Below are 18,478 nucleotides of genomic sequence, written 5' to 3'. Positions count from 1 at the left end.
GATTACTCCTTGATTCAGGTTCCATCTGGTGAGAGTTTGTGGGTTCCGCACTGACGACATTGAAAAAGATGCAGAGTGATTGAGCCACGCTCACCACAGTCCAACACGTCCTCGGCTCCCCATTTTTCGGAGATTCCGCGAGCAATGGCCTGCGCTTCGGCCAGCACATCAGTTCTCAGAGCTAGTTCAGGCTGCTCGGATGGAATAAATTCGCCAAAATACGTACAACATTCGTCACAGTGATCAGGCCAGAAAATGGGGTTCCAGATCACGACACGCGGAGTCTGCCGCATGACTGCTGCCACGCTTTCGGCGCTGGCATTCTCGGAAAAGTCGGCGTCCTGAAAACCGCCTTGAAATTTGGCTGCTGCCGAACCATCCGCCACGCACCAGGGGCAAAGAAATTCGGGCTTTCCACCGGGTACATAAAGACTGCCGACGTACGCCCAATTCCTCGGCTTCTCGCAAACATCACAAACGATGTCCTGCTGCACAATCCGCCCATCACCAACCGGGTCTGCGTAGTAGGGAAACTGGGGTAGAACTTCGCTCATTCGCTCCGCTGCTCCCCGTCCTCAAGTCGGATTTTAACTTCCCCGTCACGGGTCACGAAGACAAGCCGACAGCCCGGCCTGAGCCGCATTTCTTCCCGCAGCGCTTTTGGCACAGTCACACGGCCACGGGTGGACATGGTGCCAGAAAAAACACGTTCGGGCGGCCTGTCGTCAGTCATTCTCAGTTCATCCTACTTGGACGCCGAGAACACGCTCTCGCGTCCGCGTGCCGCCTCACCCTGACGGCGCATTTCCTCCTTCGCCACGGTGCCAATGTGGACGATGTCGGGGCCGTCGGCCAGGCGCAGGGTGCGGGCCTGGGCGTACATCATCGCCAGCGGGGTGTCCTGGCTGACGCCCGCGCCGCCGAAGACCTGAATGGCGCGGTCGATCACGGCCAACGCCATGTTGGGCGCAACCACCTTGATGGCCGCGATCTGCCCGCGCGCTTCCTTGTTGCCCACGGTGTCCATCATGTGCGCGGCGTTCATGGTCAGCAGGCGGGCCTGATCGATTTCCATGCGACTTAGCGCGATCAGCTCCCGCACATGCTGGTGCGCCGAGAGCGGTTTGCCGAAGGCCACGCGGCTGGACGCCCGCGCCACCATCAGTTCCAGCGCGCGCTCGGCCTGCCCGATCAGGCGCATGCAGTGGTGAATGCGGCCCGGCCCCAGGCGGCCCTGCGCGATTTCAAAGCCCCGGCCCTCGCCCAGCAGCATGGCGGACACAGGCACGCGCACGTCCTTGAAGGTCATCTGCGCGTGACCGTGCGGCGCGTCGTCGTAGCCAAACACGGTCAGCATGCGCTCTTTGGTCACGCCGGGCGCGTCCATCGGCACCAGGATCATGCTCTGCTGGAGGTGACGCTCGGCATTGGGGTCCGTCTTGCCCATGAAGATGCTGACGGCGCAACGGGGATCGCCCGCGCCACTCGTCCACCACTTCTCGCCGTTGATCACATAGTCTTCGCCATCGCGCGTGATGCTGGATTCGATGTTGGTGGCGTCGCTGCTCGCCACATCCGGCTCGGTCATGGAAAAGGCGCTGCGAATCTCGCCGTTCAGCAGGGGGATCAGCCACTGCTCCTGCTGCTCGGGGGTGCCGTAGCGGGCCAGCACTTCCATGTTGCCGGTGTCGGGCGCGGCGCAGTTGAAGACCTCCGGTGCCCACCACACGCGGCCCATGACCTCACACAGCGGGGCGTATTCCAGATTGCTCAGGCCGGGGCCAAAGGTGCCGTCCGGGTCACTGGCCGTCGGCAGGAACAGGTTCCACAGTCCGGCCTCGCGCGCCTTGGGCTTCAACTCGTCGATCAGCGGCAGGTGTTCCCAGCGGTTGCCCTCATTGACCTGACGGGCGGCCTCGGCATCGTTGGGGTAGATGTGTTCGTCCATGAAGGCCAGCAAGCGCTGGCGCAGGTCACGGGAGCGGTCAGTTACGTCGAATACGGTCATAGGGGTTCCTCCTGGTGAGAAGTCGATTCAGTCAGGTCATAAACTGTTGCTGAGATGCCATGAGCGGTCAATTCTTCGCGGACAATTGATTCAATAACTGACCAATCGCCGCCCGCCACACCTGCGCCGATACGGGGCATATGAACGCTCGCGCCCAAGCTTTGGGCATTCTGCTTAACGCGGGCCAGACCTTCCCGAATCGCCTCATAGCGCACAGGCGGCAAGTCTGTGAGGCGATTCTTGCGGGCGATATCATGCTGGCCGATCAGATTAGCGACGTGCAGATCACCGCCCACATCCACAAACTGCACGCGCCCCAGTTCGTAGGGTTGATCACTTTTGCCCGCTGCCCAGTCCTTAAAGGCCGCTTCCGGCTGCTTGTATCTTTTTGACAGGGCCAGGACAAATCCCCGTCCCCAGACCCCTATGTCGTTGCAGACGTGAACCAGAATCCGCGGACCCGCGCCCTCCGGCTTTGTAGCGTCTCCAACGACATATTTCAAATTCACAGATAAACCCGGAACACACTTTCCGCCGTCGCCGCTGGCCTCTCCTCGCCCTCAATTTCAATGGTGTTCAGCACCGTGATCTGCATATAACCTGCGCCCTGATCTGCACTTTGCAGCACGGCGTGGTTGCGCAGACGGCTGTTCACCTTGACGGGCGAGACGAAGCGCACGCGGTTCAGGCCGTAATTGACAGTCATCTGCGCGCCCTCGATCTGCACCGAGCCGCCGTGGTTCATGAACTCCCCAGCCAGCAGCGAGAGGGTCAGGAAGCCGTGGGCGATGGTGGTGCCGAAGGGCCCGGCGGCAGCTTTTTCCGGGTCTACATGGATGAACTGATGGTCCCCGGTGGCGTCGGCAAAGGCGTCGATACGCGCCTGATCCACCAAAATCCATTCCGATAGGGCCACTTCCTTTCCGACATGTGAGGCCAGCTCGCCGGGCTTCATACGACGGTGGCTCCGCCGTCCACGGCGATGTTCTGTCCGGTCATGAAGCCGCTGGCGTCGCTGGACAGCAATAGGGCCAGCCCCTTGAGGTCCTCCGCGCCGCCCAGACGGTGCATCGGAGTGGATTCCAGAATGGCTTGCTCACCGTAGGCCAGTGTCCCCTTGGTCATCTTGGTGGGAAAGTAGCCGGGGCAGATGCTGTTGACGGTGATGCCCTTGTCGGCCATCTCGGCGGCCAGCGCGCGGGTAAAGTTGACCAGTGCGCCCTTGGACGTGTTGTAGGCCAGGGTGGCGGCCATGCGCGGATCGTTGCCTTGAAGGCCCGCGACGCTGGCGACATTCACGATGCGCCCGGCGCCCGCCGGCAGCATGCAGCGGTTCAGCACGCTCTGGGTGATCAGAAAAGTGCCGTTGACATTGACGTTCATGACCTTGAGCCACGCGTCCAGCGGGTGTTCGGCGGTGGGCGCGCCCCAGGTGGCCCCGGCATTGTTGATCAGAATATCGATGCTCCCGACTTCGGAAACGATCTTCTCCACAGTGGAATCAATGCTCTCGAAATTGCCCAGATCGTTGGCGTAGACGTGCGCCGTGATGCCCATGCCTTCCAGGTGGGTTTTGGCCTCGTCCAGCTCATTCTGTTTGCGGGCGGTCAGGACCACGGTTGCGCCGTACTCGCCCAGCGCCTCGGCAATTTGCAGGCCCAGTCCGCGCGAGCCTCCGGTGATCAGGGCGGTCTTGCCACTCAGGTCGAACAACGTTTTCAGGGCCACTTTCTACCTCCGGGAATGGGGGGATCAGGACAGATTGCATGGGACAGCGGACACCCCCAGCATAGGCCAGAATTTACGTGCGCGTCAATTCTGGACGCGCGCGGACATTATGGGTCTCGGTATGCAGACAACGTGCATAACTGTTGATAAAGAATAAATCATCACAAACCATTTTAGTGAATGTGAGGTAGTTCATACCGATTTCAGCGGTCTTTTTCAGATGAGACCTCTGTAAGAGTTCTGTGTAGGCGGCGTGCATATCGTTTCGGGCAATGGGCGAAATCTAAGGCTGGAACCGCATACGTTCCTCAGCGTTCAGACCACCCACCCCAGACCCGTTCACGGGCAAACGCACCCAGCAGCGCCGCACTGCGGCCCACAAAGGAAGGTCACCACATGGCAAAAATCCTGATCGTCGACGACTCCCCCTCCGATATCCGCTTCATGACCGAGGCCCTCAAGGGCACCGCGCACGACTGCGTCACCCTGACCGACTCCAAGGGGGTCGAGGCCGCCGTGGAATCCGAGCGCCCACAACTGGCGCTGCTGGACGTGGTGATGCCCGAACGCAACGGCTACGAAACCCTGCGCGCCCTGAAGAAACTGCCCGCCGCCGAGGGCATGAAAGTGGTCTTCGTAAGCAGCAAGGGTGCAGAGACAGACGTCAAGTGGGGCATGCGGCAGGGCGCCGTCGATTACCTGATCAAGCCGTACACCCCCGAGCAGCTCCTGAGCCTGATCGCCCGGCACGTCTGAGCGCCATGACTCCCAGTCCAGTGAACCCCAGTCCAGTAGCTTCCAGCGCCGCAAGTTCATACCCAGCGTCTGAAACCTACCTGCTGTTCCGCAGTGGCGCACGCCTGCTGGCGCTGCCCACCCGGCAGACGCGGCAGGTCATTCCGCTGGGCCAGCTCTCGCCGCTTCCGGCCAGTGGCGGCAGCCTGCTGGGTCTGATGGGCGCACAGGGACGGGCCGTGCCGGTGGTCAATCTGCCCACGCTACTGGGCCACCTGCTGGGCGGCATGGACGAGGCAGCCCTGCAGCCGGACGGCACCCGCCTGGGCCTGCTGTGCGAACACGCAGGCGAGAGCCTGCTGCTGCCCATCGACGAGGTCATCGGAAACGTAAGCGCCGAGCTGCCCGCCGCCCAGTCGTCTGCTGCCCAGTCGTCCGCTCCACAGACCCTGCTGCAAAGCGCCCAACTGGGAGACCACCTCGCCGCGCTGCTGAGCCTGAACGCATTGACCGTGGCCATCGCCGGACGCCTCCAGACCGCCTGAGACCGGCGCTCTGAAGCGCAGACCGATTCTGGCCCCGTCTCATTTTCCACAGCTCCGCTGGACCCGCCCCTTTCAAGGAGTCACCCGATGTCGCAAAACGCCCGCCTGGACCCCAGCCTGATCACCAAGGCACGCCGCATGCCCGCCATGATGGAGACCGCCCCCAAGGCTGCCAGCAGCACGCTGCTGGGCCGCATCGGGGTGGGTCAGAAGCTGGCCATCACCGCAGGTCTGTTCGCGCTACCGATCACGGTCCTGCTGTATCTGACTGTCAGTGGCCACCAGCAGGACATCCGCTCCATCGAACGCAAGCTGGCCGGAACCAGCCTGATTGATCCCTACGTCCAGGTTCAAAACTCGATGTCAGAGTATGTACGTGCCCAGACGCGGGGATACGGCTCGACGGCAAAGGTAGCAGCCGAGAAGGTCGACCAGACCCTGCTGGCCTTGCAAAACGCCATGGCCGCCCAGGGCCTGAGCGCCAGCCAGGCGGCGACCGAACGGCTGACCAGGGAGTGGAAGGTCTTGCAACAGAGCCGTTCCGATCAGGGGGGCCTCTTCCGAACCATTACCTACCAGCAGTTCAATCTGGAGCAGATGCTGCCCACCCTGGACGCCGTGCTGGAAGAATCCACGCTGGCCCTCGATCCCAGCGAAGTTTCAAACTATGCCACCCAGACCGCCCTGATCACCCTGCCCAGGGTGCTGGCGCGGCTGAGCAGTCTGGCGGCCCTGGCCCAGTCGCTGGAACTCGTCAAGAATCAGCCGGCGCTGGTGGATGTGCTGGCACCGCTGTACCGCAATGAGGCCAACCGCGCAGGTGTGGCGCTCGACGACGCGTTCGTTGCGGTCAGGCGTGCCGAGGCCCTGAACGCCAGTCTGGTCCTGACGCTGGGGGACGCCACCCGCAACCTTGAAAACATGCGGCAGATTATCTCCACCGCCGCAAGTGTGGACCTGAGTAACGCGGTGGAGGGCCGCGCCAACCTGACGGCACTGGACTCGGCAGTCGCCCAGGTGGCCAAAGCCGTCAAGAGCGGCAATCAGGAAGTCACGCGGTTGCTGGCCAACCGCGCATCGCTGGAGCGCCGCGCCCTGATTCAGGAGCTGCTGGCCGTGGGCCTGATCACGCTGCTGGCCGGGCTGCTGCTGCTGGCCGTGGCCCGCGCCATCACCGGCCCCCTGCGCCGCCTGGCCGATTCGGCCCGCGCGCTGGAGGGGGGCGATCTGGGCGTCTCCGTGCCCGTGAACACCCGCGACGAGCTGGGCGTGGTGGGCCAGGCGTTCAACGCCGCAACGGCCAAACTGCGCGTCAACCAGGAGAAGACCGAAACCGAACGTCAGGATGCCCAGCGCCTCCAGGCGAACGTCGCGGAGTTTCTGGACGTGACCATGAAGATCGCCGACGGCGACCTGACGCAGCGCGGACGTGTCAGCGAAGACGTGCTGGGCAACGTGGTGGACTCGATCAACCTGATGACCGAGGAACTGGCGTCCGTGCTGGGTGACGTGCAGCGCGCCTCTACCTCGGTCACCGGCGGCTCGCAGGCCATGCTGGACTCCACCGAGCAGATCCGGGCAGGCACGCTGATCACCACCGAGGAAACCGGGCGTGTGACCCAGCAGGCCAACGATATGACCGTAGCCATCCGGCAGATGTCGGCCATCGCGCAGGCGTCCGCAGATTCGGCGCAGCGCGCCCTGAGCGCCTCGCAGACCGGTCAGCAGGCCGTCATCAGTACCTTGCAGGGCATGGAGGCCATCCGTGAATCCTCGCAGGACGTGTCCGTGCGGGTGCAGTCGCTGAGCCAGCGTTCTAAGCAGATCGAGGAAATCGTGGACTCAATTGGCCACATCGCCTCGCAGGTCAACCTGCTGTCCCTGCACGCCAGCATCGAGGCGGCGGGCGCAGGCGAGGGCGGAAAACGCTTCGCAGTGGTGGCCGAGGAAATCCGTGAACTGGCCGACCTGTCCACCGTGGCTGCCGCCCGCATGGCCAGCCTGATCGCCGAGGTGCAGAGCGATGTGCGCGGCGTGGCCCAGAACATGCAGGTCAACAGTGAGCAGGTCGAGCAGGGGTACACGGTGGCCGGACAGGCCGGTGAGGCCCTGCGCGAGATGGCTGACCTGGCCGGGGTCACGGCGCACTTCGCCAGCAACATCTCGGACGCCGCGCGCGATCAATTGCGGGACGTGCAGGGCATGAGCAGCGCGGTCACCCAGATCGCCGACGTGGCAAGGGCCTCGCAGCGCTCTGCCGAGACAGGCCGTGAGGTGGCCGAGCAGCTCCAGGAACTCGCCCAGCGCCTCAGCGGCAGCCTGACCCGCTTCCGCCTGCCGGGCTGATTTCCAGCCTCCACCTCCGCGTTTCCTTCCCGGCCTTCCCGGCCCTGACCACCGCCTTCCAGCCCCGCATATCTGCGCCAGACCACCAGGAGACCCCACATGTCACAGAACGCCCGACTCGATCCCAGCCTGATTGCCCCCGCCCCCCGCAGCAGCGCTGCCAGGGCTGAGCGCCCCGCCCGCCAGACCAATAAAGTAAAGTCCGGGCTGCTGGGCCGCATGCCAGTGGGCCTGAAACTGGCCACCGCCGGTCTGCTGCTGGGCCTGCCCTTTGCGGTGGTACTGGGCATCCAGATCAAACAGGTCAATGCCGGGGCCGTCCAGGCACGCCAGCAGCAGGCCGGACAGGAAATGCTGATCCCGCTGACCGCCATCCTGCAAAACACCCAGTTGCTGCGACTGTCCTCGGTCAACGTGCTTAACGGTGCGGCGGGAGCAAAGGCCGCCAACGCCAACCAGCGCACAGCCATGACGGCGGCGCTGGACAGCCTGGAAAGCATGATGAACAAGGCCGATTACGTGGAACTGGTGGGCGAGATCACCCAGATGCGCGAAACGCTCGGCGCGCTGAACCGGCAGGTGGATGCGGGCAGCGCCGACGCCGTGGGCGTGCAGCAGGAATACAGCAAGCTCCTGAACAACGTGATTACCCCGTATTTCGCCGACATCGCCAACCAGAGCGGCATGAAGCAGACCGACAACCGCGCTGAGGCTGCCCTGGTCGATCTGGTGACCAGCATCATGCCCCAGAACATGCCGACCTCCGGGGCCATCGCCTCGGGAACCATTCCGCTGCTCAAGCAGGCTGGAAAACCCGGCACTGAGATCAACCCCACCATCCGAACCGAGGCGCAGCTCCGGTACGACATCGCCAAGACCGCCAACGACAACATCCTGGCCGGATATGACCGCGCGCTGAGTGCGCAGAGCGCTGAGAACATGGACAGCGCGATGACCGACAGGCTCCAAGCGGCGCAGGCCCGGCTCAAGGAAAGTTCGGACCGGATTTTCGGGGCCGTCAACAGCAACCTGCTGTTTCCGCAGCGCGTCGGCATGACACCCGACCAGCTCACGGCGCTGGTCCCGGCGTTCGCCACCGGCCTGTTCGGCGGCCTGAATGACAGCATCGAGAGCCTGGGAACCATCCTGACCGCCAAGGAAGCCCAGCGCACCGGCGAGGTTGGCAACCTGATCGCACTGCTGGTCATGGGCGCTCTGCTGATGTTCACGCTGCTGTTCGTGATCGCGCTGTCGATCACCCGTCCGCTGGCCCGCCTGACCGAAGCGGCCAACCGGCTGTCCAAGGGCGACCTGGACGTGCAGGTGGCGGTCAACACCCGCGACGAGCTGGGCAAACTGGGCACCACCTTCAACCTGGCCGCCAGCGAGATGCGCGCCAACGCCGAGCGCGGCGAGAATGAGCGGCTGGAGTCCATCAAGTTGCAGGGCCACATCTCCGAGTTCCTGGACGTGACCATGGACATTGCCGAGGGTGACCTGACCCGGCGCGGCACCGTGACCGAGGACGTGCTGGGCAACGTGGTGGACTCGATCAACCTGATGACCGCCGAGCTGGCCGACGTGCTGGGCGACGTGCAGCGGGCGTCGACCTCGGTGACCGGCGGCTCACAGGCGCTGCTGCTGTCCACCGATCAGATCGGACAGGGCACGCAACTGACCGCCGCCGAAGCCGCCCGCGTGGCCGTGCAGGTGCAGAACATGACGGCGGCCATCCGCGAGGTAGCGCAGCAGGCGCAGAACTCTGCCGAAACGGCCCGCGCCGCGCTGCTGGCCTCGCAGCAGGGCCAGGAAGCCGTGACCGGCACGCTGGACGGCATGCAGAACATCCGCCGCGAGGTGCAGGGCGTCGCCAAGCGCATCAAGGGTCTGGGCGACCGCTCGCTGGAAATTCAGGAAATCGTGGACACCATCTCGCAGATCGCCCGGCAGACCAACCTGCTGGCCCTGAACGCCAGCATTGAGGCGGCGGGCGCAGGGGAAGCGGGCGGACGCTTCAGCATCGTGGCAGACGAGGTGCGCAAGCTGGCCGACACCTCCGGGCAGGCCACGGCGCGCATCGCCACGCTGATTAAAAACGTGCAGGCCGAGATTCAGGACGTGATCGTGAGTGTGGAAGACGGCACCCGCGAAGTGGAGCAGGGCTACCGCGTCGCCGGGACCGCCGGGGAACGTCTGCGTGAAATCGGCGCGCTGACCCAACAGTCCGCCGAGCTGGCCGAGACCATCGCCGCGTCGCAGCGGGCGCAGGTGCAGGGTGTGGAAGACATGGGCAGCGCGGTGGAGCAGATCGCCGCCGTCGCCCGCGACTCGCAGGACTCGGTGACCCAGGGCCGCGCCGCCGCCGAGCAGCTTCAGACCCTGGCGCAGAACCTCAGCGCCAGCCTGACCCGCTTCCGGCTGCCGTCCTGAGTGGTCGGGCAACGCAGCGTGGTCTGGCAAGACAGGGAGATCTGAAAATGAAGGGGGGGTTGAGAATGCCGGAGGAGAGCGAGATGGACACCAGCGAACAGCGGGGCGAGAACAGCGATCTGCTCAGCAGCTTTTTGCAAGAGGCGGGGGAAGTGCTGGGCCGCATGGACGCTGGGCTGGCCGAGCTAGAAGCGGGCCTGGCGGGACCGGACGACACCGCACATCTGGGTGAGCTGGGCGTGCTGGCCCACCGACTGCGCGGCAGTGCGGGACTGTACGGCTTTATGCAACTGTCCAAGATGGCGGGGCTGACCGAGCGCATGCTGGAAGCCCGTCCCCTGCTGAGCGGGGAAGCCCGCACTGCTTATCTGGCGCTGCTGACACACGCCCAGACCCTGCTGCGTCAGGGCCTGGAGCGCGTCGTGGGCGGCGAGCGCGAAATCGACCTGGGACTGGTCTTCGCGCGCGGCGGCGGCGCCGCGCAGTTGCTGGCGCTGCTGGGCAGCCACCCGGAAGCCTTCAAGCCCCGGCCCATCGACGACCCGCGCCGGATGGTCAATGACGATGGGTTCATTGCATCAGACGCGACCCCGGCGGACGGGGACACCGGCTCGAACCTGGAGCAGGATCTGCGGCAGTTCTGGCGCGAGAACGCCGAGATCTGGTCCTACTTCGCCCCCGAAGTGCGCGAACACCTGGGCGGTCTGCGCGCCGAGCTGGAAGGTGCGTCGGCGGAACACGGCCCCGATCTGGACGTGATGTTCCGCGCCGCCCACACCGTCAAGGGCAGCTCATACATGGTGGGCCTGCCCGGTCTGGGCGACTTCGCCCACGGCATGGAAGACCTGCTGGGCGGTGTGCGTGACGGTGTGCTCCGGCTGGACAGCGGCGCGCGCGAGGTGCTGGAAGCCGCGCTGAACGGCATGGACCGCATTCTGGACGTGGCCGAGGGTGGCGGCGGCGCGGGCGGACTGGACGCACATCTGGCGGGCCTCAGCGCCCGTATGGCCGCGCTGGCCGGTGGACACACGCCCGCTGCTGTGGTTGCGGCGACCTCCACGGCCCAGGCCCCCCCACATCAGGCCAGCGCACCTGCCCAGGACGTGGCTCCAGCCCTCAACCAGGAAACGGCCTCGATCCGCATTCCGGCCCGGCAGATCGAATCGCTGCTGGAACAGATGGGCGAACTGGTCACCGTGCGCTCGCGGCTGGGACAGACGCTGGGACGGCTGGACAACCTCCAGAGCGCCATGCAGGACTCGCAGGCCCGCTTCCAGCGCACCGTGCGCGATTTCGAGGAACGTCACCTGAACCCCGACATGGTCCGCGCCACACCGGACCGTGCCGCTCCCACGGGCGAGGACGGCGTGGGCAGCGCCAACCCGTTCGCCGCCAACCCGGCCCAGCAGTTCGACGAGCTGGAATTCGACACCTACAACGACCTGAACATCCTGGCCAGAAGCATCACCGAGCTGAGCGCCGACTTCGCGGAGGTGCGCCGCCGCCTGTCGGACAACGTGGGAGACCTCCAGGGCGACAACGAGCTGCTGGGCAAGCTGCTGCGTCACCTGCGCCTAGACCTGACCCAGACCAGCCGGGTGGCCTTCTCGCAGGCCGCCTTCCGGCTGCGGCGCTGGGCGCGCGACCACGAGGCCCGATTCGAGTTCATCAGCGAGGGCGAGGACGTGCGGGTGGACAGCGCCGTGCTGCAACGCCTGAGCGAGCCGCTGATGCACCTGATGACCAACGCGCTGCACCACGGTGTCGGCACTGCCGAGTCGCGGGCAGAGGCAGGAAAGCCCGCGCGCGGACGGGTCTGGCTGCGCGCCGCCGAGCATCAGAACTTCCTGGAAGTCAGCGTGCAGGACGACGGACAGGGCCTGGACCTGGAAACCATCAGCAACCGCGCGCTGGAAAAAGGGCTGCGCTCGGTTCAGGAGCTGGACCGCATGTCGGATGAGGACCGCGCGCGGCTGATCCTGCTGCCGGGCCTGTCTACCGCTTCAACCGTCAGCACGGTGGCCGGACGCGGCGTGGGCATGGACGTGGTGGCCACCGCCGCGCGGCAACTGGGCGGCGAACTGCTGATCAAGACCCGGCGCGGCGAGGGCACCACCTTCACGCTACGCCTGCCGGTCACCCGCCGCGTCATCGACGTGCTGCCGGTGCAGGTGGCCGGGCACGAACTGGGCTTTGCCGTGGGCGCGGTGCGTGCCCTGCGTGAAATCCGTGCGGGCGAGGTCCAGCACGGCGAGACCGGGCCGGAACTGGCCTTCGAGGGCCGCTCTGCACCGATCATCGACCTGCGCGCGATCTGGGGCCAGCCACAGGGCGGCGCGCAGGAGGACACCTTCCGGCTGGTGGTGCTGGCCACCCCCACCGGGGAACTGGCCGCTCGGGTGGACGACTTCGGCCAGATCGAGGAAGTCAGCGTGACGCCGCTGGGCGGATTGCTCAGCGGGCTGGAATACCTGTCGGGCACGGCGCTGTCGGCCTCTGGCAACGCCTTTCCAGTCCTTGATCCCTCGGGGCTGGGCCGTCTGGCCCGCCGCCCGCAGGACTTCCTGCAAGCCACGGGCAGCGGCGGCGTGGCGGCAATACGCACCCGCATCCTGCTGGTGGACGACTCGCTGAGCGTGCGCCGTCTGGTGGGCCGCATGCTGGAAAGCGGCGGCTACGCAGTGACCACTGCCAACGACGGCCAGGAAGCGCTGGACCTGCTGCAACTCGATCCCGACTTCGGCGCGGTGGTCAGCGATCTGGAAATGCCGCGCATGAACGGCTACGAGCTGCTGTCCGCCGTACGCGCCCGCCCCGCCACCGCCGCGCTGCCGCTGATGATCATGACCACCCGCGCCGGGGAAAAGCATCAACGGCTGGCCCTGCAGCTGGGCGCAAACGACTACTTCACCAAACCGGTGGGCGAGGCGCTGCTGCTGCGGCGCATCGGCAGCGTACTGGCCCAGGCTGAGGGCACAACCGCCGGAGTGGGCGCATGACCGCCTTCCAGACCGGGCGCTCGGTCCTGACGGTTCTCAACGACCCCTCGCGCGCCGCCATGTACGGGCATCTGGCCGAACTGGCCGGGGTCACCGTGATCCACGCAGACGGCGCGCTGCATGCCCTGACCCAACTGGAGCGGACCCCGGTGGACGCGATCATCTGCGACTCCGTGATGTCCGACATGAGTGGCCTGGAATTTCGCAGCATCCTGAGAGACGACATCCACACCGGCAGGCTGCCCCTGTATCTGATCGGCGACGGCGAACACGACCCGCCGGACCTGCCCACCAACTCGGCGGGGCCGCAGGTGCTGGCCGAGGCGCTGGAGGCACTGGGCGTGGACGACGCGGCGTACCCGCTGCCGCTGCGGGCCAATGCCCGGCCCCAGCTCTCGGGCCAGCTCGAACCGTTCAGCCTGAGCGAATTCCTGAACTGGGCGGCGGAACTGGAATGCAGCGGCCACTGGCTGATCACGGTGGGGGCCGCCGGACAGGCATCGCGCAGCGGTCACCTGACCATGAGCGCGGGCCGCCTGACCTACGCCGAATGCTCTGGCCGCGCAGGCCGGGGCGCCGTGCTGGAACTGCTGCGCCACAGCGAGCAGGGCGGCGGCCAGTTCAGGTTCTACAACTGCTTGTCGCTGCCGCCGGGCCTTCAGGCTGACCTGACCGGCCCCACCAACCGTCTGCTGATGGAACTCGCCGTGGATCTCGACGAGACCGCACCCCGACTGCACTGAGAACGCTTTCAACACTGGTTTTTCTAGGCACTGGTTTCTGTGAGCACTATTTTCTCTCGGCGCTGAGCCTCCCTCCTCTCCCCTGCCCGCCCCCTGGCCCACAAAGGAACCCCATGCCCCAGATTTTTATCGTTGACGACAGCATCAGCGTCCGCAAGGCGCTGGAGATCACCTTCAAGCGGCACTCGCTGGATTCGTTTTCCGCCATCAGCGCCGAACAGGCCCTGGAAACCCTGGCAGGCGACCCGCACTTCGACCTGATGATGGCCGACGTGATCATGCCGGGCATGAGCGGTCTGGACCTGTGTTCCGAACTGCGCCGCGACGCCCGCTTCGATGGACGGCCCATCGTGCTGATGAGTGGCAACGTCGATGACAATATCCGGCGGCAGGCCCGTGAGGTCGGCGCAAACGGCGTGTTGCGCAAGCCCTTCAGCCCCGATGAATTGATCCCGATGGTGGAGGGCCTGCTGCGCGCCGCCGAGGCCGCTGCCGCACCCGTCGAGGCCCCCACGCCCGAACCTGTCCAGCCAGAACCTGTTCAGCCCCAACCCACCCAACCCGCAGCCCACCATGCACCCAGCGAGCTGGAACGGCTGGTGGCCGAATACCGCCGCCGGGGCGACGTGGAAGACCTGATCGTGGTAGACGCTCAGGGTCAGATCGTGCTGCCCTCCGGCGACGCGGGTGCGCCCGGCGCGGCACAGCGCCTGCCGATGTACGCCCGGCATTTCGTGGCCACCGCCAGCGTCATCGGTCAGCACCTGCTGGGTGACGAATTGCAGGCCGTGACCCTGCGCTATGCGGGCCGCGAGGCGATCTTCCATCCGCTGGGCGGACTGCTGGTCATCGCCGTGACCCGCGCGGACCTCAAGACGCTGAACTGAGCGAGAACAGGCCGCAATCCCGACTGGCTTGATTGCGCTGCCAGTCGGGATTTCTCATGCACGACAGACCGGAGAGAAATTGACTAGAGTACCCAGCATGACAGCACCCGGTATGACCTCTTCCTCCAACCCCGATCCGCTGATGCTTCAGGAAGCCCGCCAGACGCCTGACGTGATCGCCCGGCAGCTCCGCGAGAACGCAGACGCCGCCGGGGCACTGGCAAGGGTGCTGCGCGAACGCCGCCCACCCTACGCCGTGACCATCGCGCGCGGCAGCAGCGATCACGCCTGCACGGTCCTGAAATACGCACTGGAAACCGAGCTGTCGCTGCCGGTGGCCTCGCTGGGGCCGAGCGTGCATACGCTGTACGGCGCGCGGCTGGACTTGCGCGGCGCCCTGGTGATCGCCGTGTCGCAGAGCGGGGCCAGCCCGGACGTGGTGGAAAATGTCCGTATGGCGCGCGAGAGCGGGGCGCTGACGGTGGCCCTGGTCAACGTGGAGGACAGCGATCTGGCGCAGGCCGCCGAGTTCGTGTTGCCGCTGCGCTGCGGCGAGGAGCGGGCGGTTGCGGCCACCAAGAGCTATCTGGCCAGCCTGACCGCCTTCCTGCCCGTGATCGCGGAGCTGGGTCCAGACGGCAGGCTGAAAGAGGCGCTGAACAGCCTGCCGGACGCCCTGCGGCGCACGCTGGAGCTGGAAGACGCGGCCAACGCCCTGGCGGCGCGCTACAGCTTCGCGCAAAACCTGCTGATTCTGGCGCGCGGGCTGCATTACGGCGTGGCGCAGGAGGCGGCCCTGAAGCTCAAGGAAACCAGTGGCATCCACGCCGAGGCGTACAGCGCCGCCGAGTTCAGCCACGGCCCCAAGCGATTGCTGGCCGAGGGGCTGCCCCTGCTGGGCTTCACCTCTGCCGACGCTGCGTGGCCTGCCACGGAAGCCGCCTACGCCGATCTGCGTGCAGGCGGAGCAGACCTGCGGACGCTGGGGCCAGCAGCGGGCAGCACCTTGCAGACCCCCACGACGGGGCATGCACTGACCGATACGGTGCCCAGCGCCCTGGCGTTCTACCTGTTCGCCGCGCATCTGGCACTGGGGCGCGGCCTGAACCCCGACGCGCCACCGCTGCTGAGCAAGGTGACGAAAACGCGCTGAGCGCAGGACAGGGGTGACCGGGGAGAATGAGGTGCGGTTTTGCCTGTGGGGGACCGCATCCCGATGCCCCCGTCAGACAGAGCGTCAGGGCGGTGGGGATCGTCAATGGGCGGGAATCTGTTCCACCACCACCACGCACAGTCGGCGCGGCCCATGCACCCCTTCCACCCGCACCAGTTCGATATCGCTGGTGGCACTGCCGCCGCTGATCCAGGTCAGGGGCTGGCCCGCCTGCACACTGGCTTCTACCAGTTGCACGCCCTCCAGCACACTTTGCACGACCTGTTCGGCGCGAATAATGCAGATGTGCAGGTCTGGAATCAGTGTGAGCGCCCGGCGGCCCTGATCCGGGGCGTGATCCAGGATGATGGTGCCCGTCTCGCTGATGGCCACCGCGCAGCCTGTAACCACGGCTTCTGCGCCGTCCAGCCCGGCGTGACTCAGAGGCGGATCGTCACGCAGTAGCTCCAGCCCAGCGGGCAGAAAGTCGGGATTCAGCCCAGTGGGAATCAGCACGCGTTTTGCGCCAGCCAGCGCAGAAGCCACCGCCCCAGCAACATCGGCCACAGGCACGCGCATAAAGGAGGCGCGGTAGTCCTCAATACGGTCCTGAAACTGATGCAGCAGGGCTCCACGCTCCAGCCGCTCGCCCTGTGGGTAGGTGGGCAAGGCTGGAGCCTGCACGCCTGCAACCGCGCGGTTGATGCGGGTCAGCATCTCCAATCTGGCCTCGGCGTTACTCACTGTCCCGCTCCCTTTCCTTCCACCATTCGCGGAAACTCTGCGGCGGCAATGTCTTCAGGTCACGGCTCTGGGTCCAGCCGCCCAGCAGGCCGGGTAAGGAGGTGATCTCGCCACCTTTGACCAGTGGCCCCTGGCCCACACGCGCCAGCTTCAGCGCGCCCTCGAAACGCCAGCCCGAACTCATGGCGTAGCCCACCGTTTTCATCGCCAGCGCCTCGGCAGTTACGCCTTTTTCAGCGGTTACCTCGCCGCGCAGGTAGATCAGCACCTGGGGAATGTTGATTCGCACCGGGCAGGCGTCGAAACACGCGCCGCACAGGCTGGAGGCGCCGGGCAGGGTGTTGGCGTTCTTGTCCTGCATCCCCAGCAGTTGCGGGGTCAGAATCGCGCCGATGGGACCGGGGTACACGCTGCCGTAGGCGTGGCCGCCCGTGCGCTCGTAGACCGGGCAGACGTTCAGGCACGCCGAACAGCGGATGCAGCGCAACGTTTGCCGCCCGGTGGCGTCGGCAAGCACCTCCGTGCGCCCGTTGTCCAGCAGGATCAGGTGAAATTCCTGCGGCCCGTCCCCCGGCGTCACGCCGCTCCAGAACGAGGTATACGGGTTCATGCGCTCGGCAGTACTGGAACGCGGCAGCAGTTCCATAAACACGCTCAGGTCTTCCCAACGCTCCAGCACCTTCTCGATGCCCATGATGCTGACCAGCACTTCGGGCAGCGTGAGGCACATGCGCCCGTTGCCCTCGGATTCCACCACACAGACCGTTCCGGTCTCGGCCACCGCGAAATTGACGCCTGAGACGGCCATTTTCGTGGTCAGGAACTTGTGGCGCAGGTAACGCCGGGCCGCCCCGGCAAGTTCGGCAGGCGAGTCGCTCAGCCCGCCCTCTCCGGGCAATTCCCTGTTGAACAGTGCCTGAATCTCGGCGCGGTTGCGGTGGATGGCGGGCACCAGAATATGGCTGGGCGTATCGTGCGACAGTTGCACGATCAGCTCGGCCAGATCGGTCTCGATAGCGTGGATGCCGCGCTCTTGCAAGGTCGCGTTCAGCTCGATCTCGTCGCTGGTGATGCTCTTAACCTTGATCAGCTCGTCTACCTGATGCGCCTGGGCGATGCGGACCACGATCTCGCGGGCCTCCGCCGCATCACGCGCCCAGTGGACCTGCCCACCACGCGCTTTCACACTGGCCTCCAGTTGCAACAGACGGTCACTCAGGTTCGCCAGCGACGCATCTTTGGTGGCTTCGCCCAGCAGGCGCAATTCTTCCCAGTGCGGCAGCTCGCCCACCGCCCGCAGCCGTTTCTCGCGGATGGTGTGCGTGACCTTGCGGAGGTTGGCGCGCAGTTGCGGCTGATTCACTTTGTCGCGGGCGGCTTCGGGGAAAGGTTTTGAGGGGTGCAGGCCACTCACGCGAAGACCTCCTGTTCAGTACTCGCCAGAATCTCGGCCAGATGTACCGTGCCCACACCGCTTCTCAGGCGGTGCAGCCCGCCGCCGATGTGCAGCAGGCAGGAGTTGTCCCCGGCGGTGCAGACCTCCGCGCCGGTATCCAGGATGTGGCGGGTCTTGTCGGCCAGCATGGCAGCGCTCACATCGGGATTCTTGACGCTGAAGGTGCCGCCGAAGCCGCAGCATTCCTCGCTGCCTTCCAGTTCCAGCAGGGTCATGCCGCGCACGTTTCGCAGCAGTTTGAGGGGGGCGTCACCCACCCGTAGCACCCGCATGGCGTGGCAGGTGGGGTGGTAGGTGACGCGGTGCGGATAGTACGCGCCCACGTCGTCTACACCCAGTGTATTCACCAGAAATTCGCTGAGTTCGTAAACACGCGGAGCCAGTTCCTCCACCTCGCGCAGCAAGTCATGATCGCCGCCCCAGCGCGCCGCCTCTGGGTACAGTTCGCGCACCATCGCCGCACAGGAGCCGCTGGGCATGACCACCACTTCGGCGTCGCGGTAGTCATCCACGAATTTGCGGATCAGTTTCAGAGCGTCGTCCCTGTAGCCAGTGTTCAGGTGCATCTGGCCGCAGCAGGTCTGGTTGGCGTTGAAGCGCACGGTCTGGCCCAGCCGCTCCAGCAGGCGCACGGTGGCCTGCCCGGTGCGTGGGAACATGGCGTCGTTGATGCAGGTAATAAACAGGTCTATTTGCATGCGAAG

General features: G+C 65.6%; 17 protein-coding genes. 8 read left to right on the top strand and 9 right to left on the bottom strand.

All coding sequences use genetic code 11. From position 1 onward, the window contains the following. Positions 1-14: 14 nt before the first annotated feature. The 6 genes from DAAJ005_RS01040 to DAAJ005_RS01015 form a co-directional block, all read right to left on the bottom strand. Complete coding sequence (locus DAAJ005_RS01040; protein WP_151845476.1) at positions 15-554, bottom strand: CbrC family protein; 540 nt, start codon at positions 552-554, stop codon at positions 15-17. Further along, a complete protein-coding gene (locus DAAJ005_RS19395) occupies positions 551-643 on the bottom strand; it encodes a hypothetical protein (protein WP_370519698.1) in 93 nt (30 codons plus the stop codon). The genes DAAJ005_RS01040 and DAAJ005_RS19395 overlap by 4 nt, the downstream gene beginning before the upstream one ends. A 102-nt stretch (positions 644-745) precedes the next feature. Further along, positions 746-2,008 (bottom strand): acyl-CoA dehydrogenase family protein, encoded by a 1,263-nt coding sequence (locus DAAJ005_RS01030; protein WP_151845474.1) that lies wholly within the window; start codon positions 2,006-2,008, stop codon positions 746-748. Further along, on the bottom strand, positions 2,005-2,517 hold the full coding sequence (locus DAAJ005_RS01025) for an Appr-1-p processing protein (protein ID WP_151845473.1): 513 nt from the start codon (positions 2,515-2,517) through the stop codon (positions 2,005-2,007). The genes DAAJ005_RS01030 and DAAJ005_RS01025 overlap by 4 nt, the downstream gene beginning before the upstream one ends. After that, positions 2,514-2,963: a MaoC family dehydratase gene (locus DAAJ005_RS01020; protein ID WP_151845472.1), complete on the bottom strand. Its 450-nt coding sequence runs from the start codon at positions 2,961-2,963 to the stop codon at positions 2,514-2,516. Before DAAJ005_RS01020 ends, DAAJ005_RS01025 begins: the two co-directional genes overlap by 4 nt. Next, a complete protein-coding gene (locus tag DAAJ005_RS01015) occupies positions 2,960-3,736 on the bottom strand; it encodes an SDR family oxidoreductase (RefSeq protein WP_151845471.1) in 777 nt (258 codons plus the stop codon). Before DAAJ005_RS01015 ends, DAAJ005_RS01020 begins: the two co-directional genes overlap by 4 nt. 396 nt (positions 3,737-4,132) lie before the next feature. Between DAAJ005_RS01015 and DAAJ005_RS01010 the strand changes: the two genes are divergently transcribed. The 8 genes from DAAJ005_RS01010 (at position 4,133) to DAAJ005_RS00975 (ending at position 15,574) form a co-directional block, all read left to right on the top strand. Beyond that, complete coding sequence (locus tag DAAJ005_RS01010) at positions 4,133-4,492, top strand: response regulator (RefSeq protein WP_075833311.1); 360 nt, start codon at positions 4,133-4,135, stop codon at positions 4,490-4,492. Positions 4,493-4,497: 5 nt separating this feature from the next. Then, complete coding sequence (locus DAAJ005_RS01005) at positions 4,498-5,016, top strand: chemotaxis protein CheW (protein WP_151845470.1); 519 nt, start codon at positions 4,498-4,500, stop codon at positions 5,014-5,016. A gap of 87 nt (positions 5,017-5,103) precedes the next feature. Continuing rightward, a complete protein-coding gene (locus DAAJ005_RS01000; protein ID WP_151845469.1) occupies positions 5,104-7,362 on the top strand; it encodes a methyl-accepting chemotaxis protein in 2,259 nt (752 codons plus the stop codon). 99 nt (positions 7,363-7,461) lie between these two features. Continuing rightward, positions 7,462-9,792, top strand: a complete 2,331-nt coding sequence (locus tag DAAJ005_RS00995) for a methyl-accepting chemotaxis protein (protein WP_226342357.1) — start codon at positions 7,462-7,464, stop codon at positions 9,790-9,792. A gap of 83 nt (positions 9,793-9,875) precedes the next feature. Continuing rightward, entirely contained in the window at positions 9,876-12,791 is a 2,916-nt protein-coding gene (locus tag DAAJ005_RS00990; protein WP_192930714.1) for an Hpt domain-containing protein, read from the top strand. After that, the gene (locus DAAJ005_RS00985) at positions 12,788-13,534 is read left to right on the top strand and encodes a DUF4388 domain-containing protein (RefSeq protein WP_151845467.1); all 747 of its coding nucleotides are present in this window, start codon (positions 12,788-12,790) and stop codon (positions 13,532-13,534) included. Before DAAJ005_RS00990 ends, DAAJ005_RS00985 begins: the two co-directional genes overlap by 4 nt. 113 nt (positions 13,535-13,647) lie before the next feature. Then, positions 13,648-14,421, top strand: coding sequence for a response regulator (locus tag DAAJ005_RS00980; RefSeq protein WP_151845466.1), 774 nt, complete (start codon positions 13,648-13,650; stop codon positions 14,419-14,421). Positions 14,422-14,518: 97 nt separating this feature from the next. Then, positions 14,519-15,574, top strand: coding sequence for an SIS domain-containing protein (locus DAAJ005_RS00975; RefSeq protein WP_370519695.1), 1,056 nt, complete (start codon positions 14,519-14,521; stop codon positions 15,572-15,574). 102 nt (positions 15,575-15,676) lie between these two features. Here the strand turns inward: DAAJ005_RS00975 and DAAJ005_RS00970 are convergent, their stop codons facing one another. Genes DAAJ005_RS00970 through DAAJ005_RS00960 form a run of 3 tightly spaced genes read right to left on the bottom strand, consistent with a single transcriptional unit; the run spans position 15,677 to position 18,472 of the window. Next, a complete protein-coding gene (locus DAAJ005_RS00970; protein ID WP_226342356.1) occupies positions 15,677-16,318 on the bottom strand; it encodes a lactate utilization protein C in 642 nt (213 codons plus the stop codon). After that, the gene (locus tag DAAJ005_RS00965; RefSeq protein WP_151845465.1) at positions 16,311-17,732 is read right to left on the bottom strand and encodes a lactate utilization protein B; all 1,422 of its coding nucleotides are present in this window, start codon (positions 17,730-17,732) and stop codon (positions 16,311-16,313) included. The genes DAAJ005_RS00970 and DAAJ005_RS00965 overlap by 8 nt, the downstream gene beginning before the upstream one ends. Next, positions 17,729-18,472 (bottom strand): (Fe-S)-binding protein, encoded by a 744-nt coding sequence (locus DAAJ005_RS00960; protein WP_151845464.1) that lies wholly within the window; start codon positions 18,470-18,472, stop codon positions 17,729-17,731. The genes DAAJ005_RS00965 and DAAJ005_RS00960 overlap by 4 nt, the downstream gene beginning before the upstream one ends. Between the last annotated feature and the right edge of the window lie 6 nt (positions 18,473-18,478).

This window comes from Deinococcus sp. AJ005 (assembly GCF_009017495.1).
In the GTDB taxonomy this organism is placed as follows: domain Bacteria; phylum Deinococcota; class Deinococci; order Deinococcales; family Deinococcaceae; genus Deinococcus.
This window is presented reverse-complemented; position numbering and strand designations above follow the sequence as displayed.

Excerpts from the sequence above, each read along its gene's own strand:
- DAAJ005_RS01040 (WP_151845476.1), bottom strand. The coding sequence starts at position 554 with ATGAGCGAAGTTCTACCCCAGTTTCCCTACTACGCAGACCCGGTTGGT.
- DAAJ005_RS19395 (WP_370519698.1), bottom strand. The coding sequence starts at position 643 with ATGCGGCTCAGGCCGGGCTGTCGGCTTGTCTTCGTGACCCGTGACGGG.
- DAAJ005_RS01030 (WP_151845474.1), bottom strand. The coding sequence starts at position 2,008 with ATGACCGTATTCGACGTAACTGACCGCTCCCGTGACCTGCGCCAGCGC.
- DAAJ005_RS01020 (WP_151845472.1), bottom strand. The coding sequence starts at position 2,963 with ATGAAGCCCGGCGAGCTGGCCTCACATGTCGGAAAGGAAGTGGCCCTA.
- DAAJ005_RS01010 (WP_075833311.1), top strand. The coding sequence starts at position 4,133 with ATGGCAAAAATCCTGATCGTCGACGACTCCCCCTCCGATATCCGCTTC.
- DAAJ005_RS01005 (WP_151845470.1), top strand. The coding sequence starts at position 4,498 with ATGACTCCCAGTCCAGTGAACCCCAGTCCAGTAGCTTCCAGCGCCGCA.
- DAAJ005_RS01000 (WP_151845469.1), top strand. The coding sequence starts at position 5,104 with ATGTCGCAAAACGCCCGCCTGGACCCCAGCCTGATCACCAAGGCACGC.
- DAAJ005_RS00995 (WP_226342357.1), top strand. The coding sequence starts at position 7,462 with ATGTCACAGAACGCCCGACTCGATCCCAGCCTGATTGCCCCCGCCCCC.
- DAAJ005_RS00990 (WP_192930714.1), top strand. The coding sequence starts at position 9,876 with ATGGACACCAGCGAACAGCGGGGCGAGAACAGCGATCTGCTCAGCAGC.
- DAAJ005_RS00985 (WP_151845467.1), top strand. The coding sequence starts at position 12,788 with ATGACCGCCTTCCAGACCGGGCGCTCGGTCCTGACGGTTCTCAACGAC.
- DAAJ005_RS00980 (WP_151845466.1), top strand. The coding sequence starts at position 13,648 with ATGCCCCAGATTTTTATCGTTGACGACAGCATCAGCGTCCGCAAGGCG.
- DAAJ005_RS00975 (WP_370519695.1), top strand. The coding sequence starts at position 14,519 with ATGACAGCACCCGGTATGACCTCTTCCTCCAACCCCGATCCGCTGATG.
- DAAJ005_RS00960 (WP_151845464.1), bottom strand. The coding sequence starts at position 18,472 with ATGCAAATAGACCTGTTTATTACCTGCATCAACGACGCCATGTTCCCA.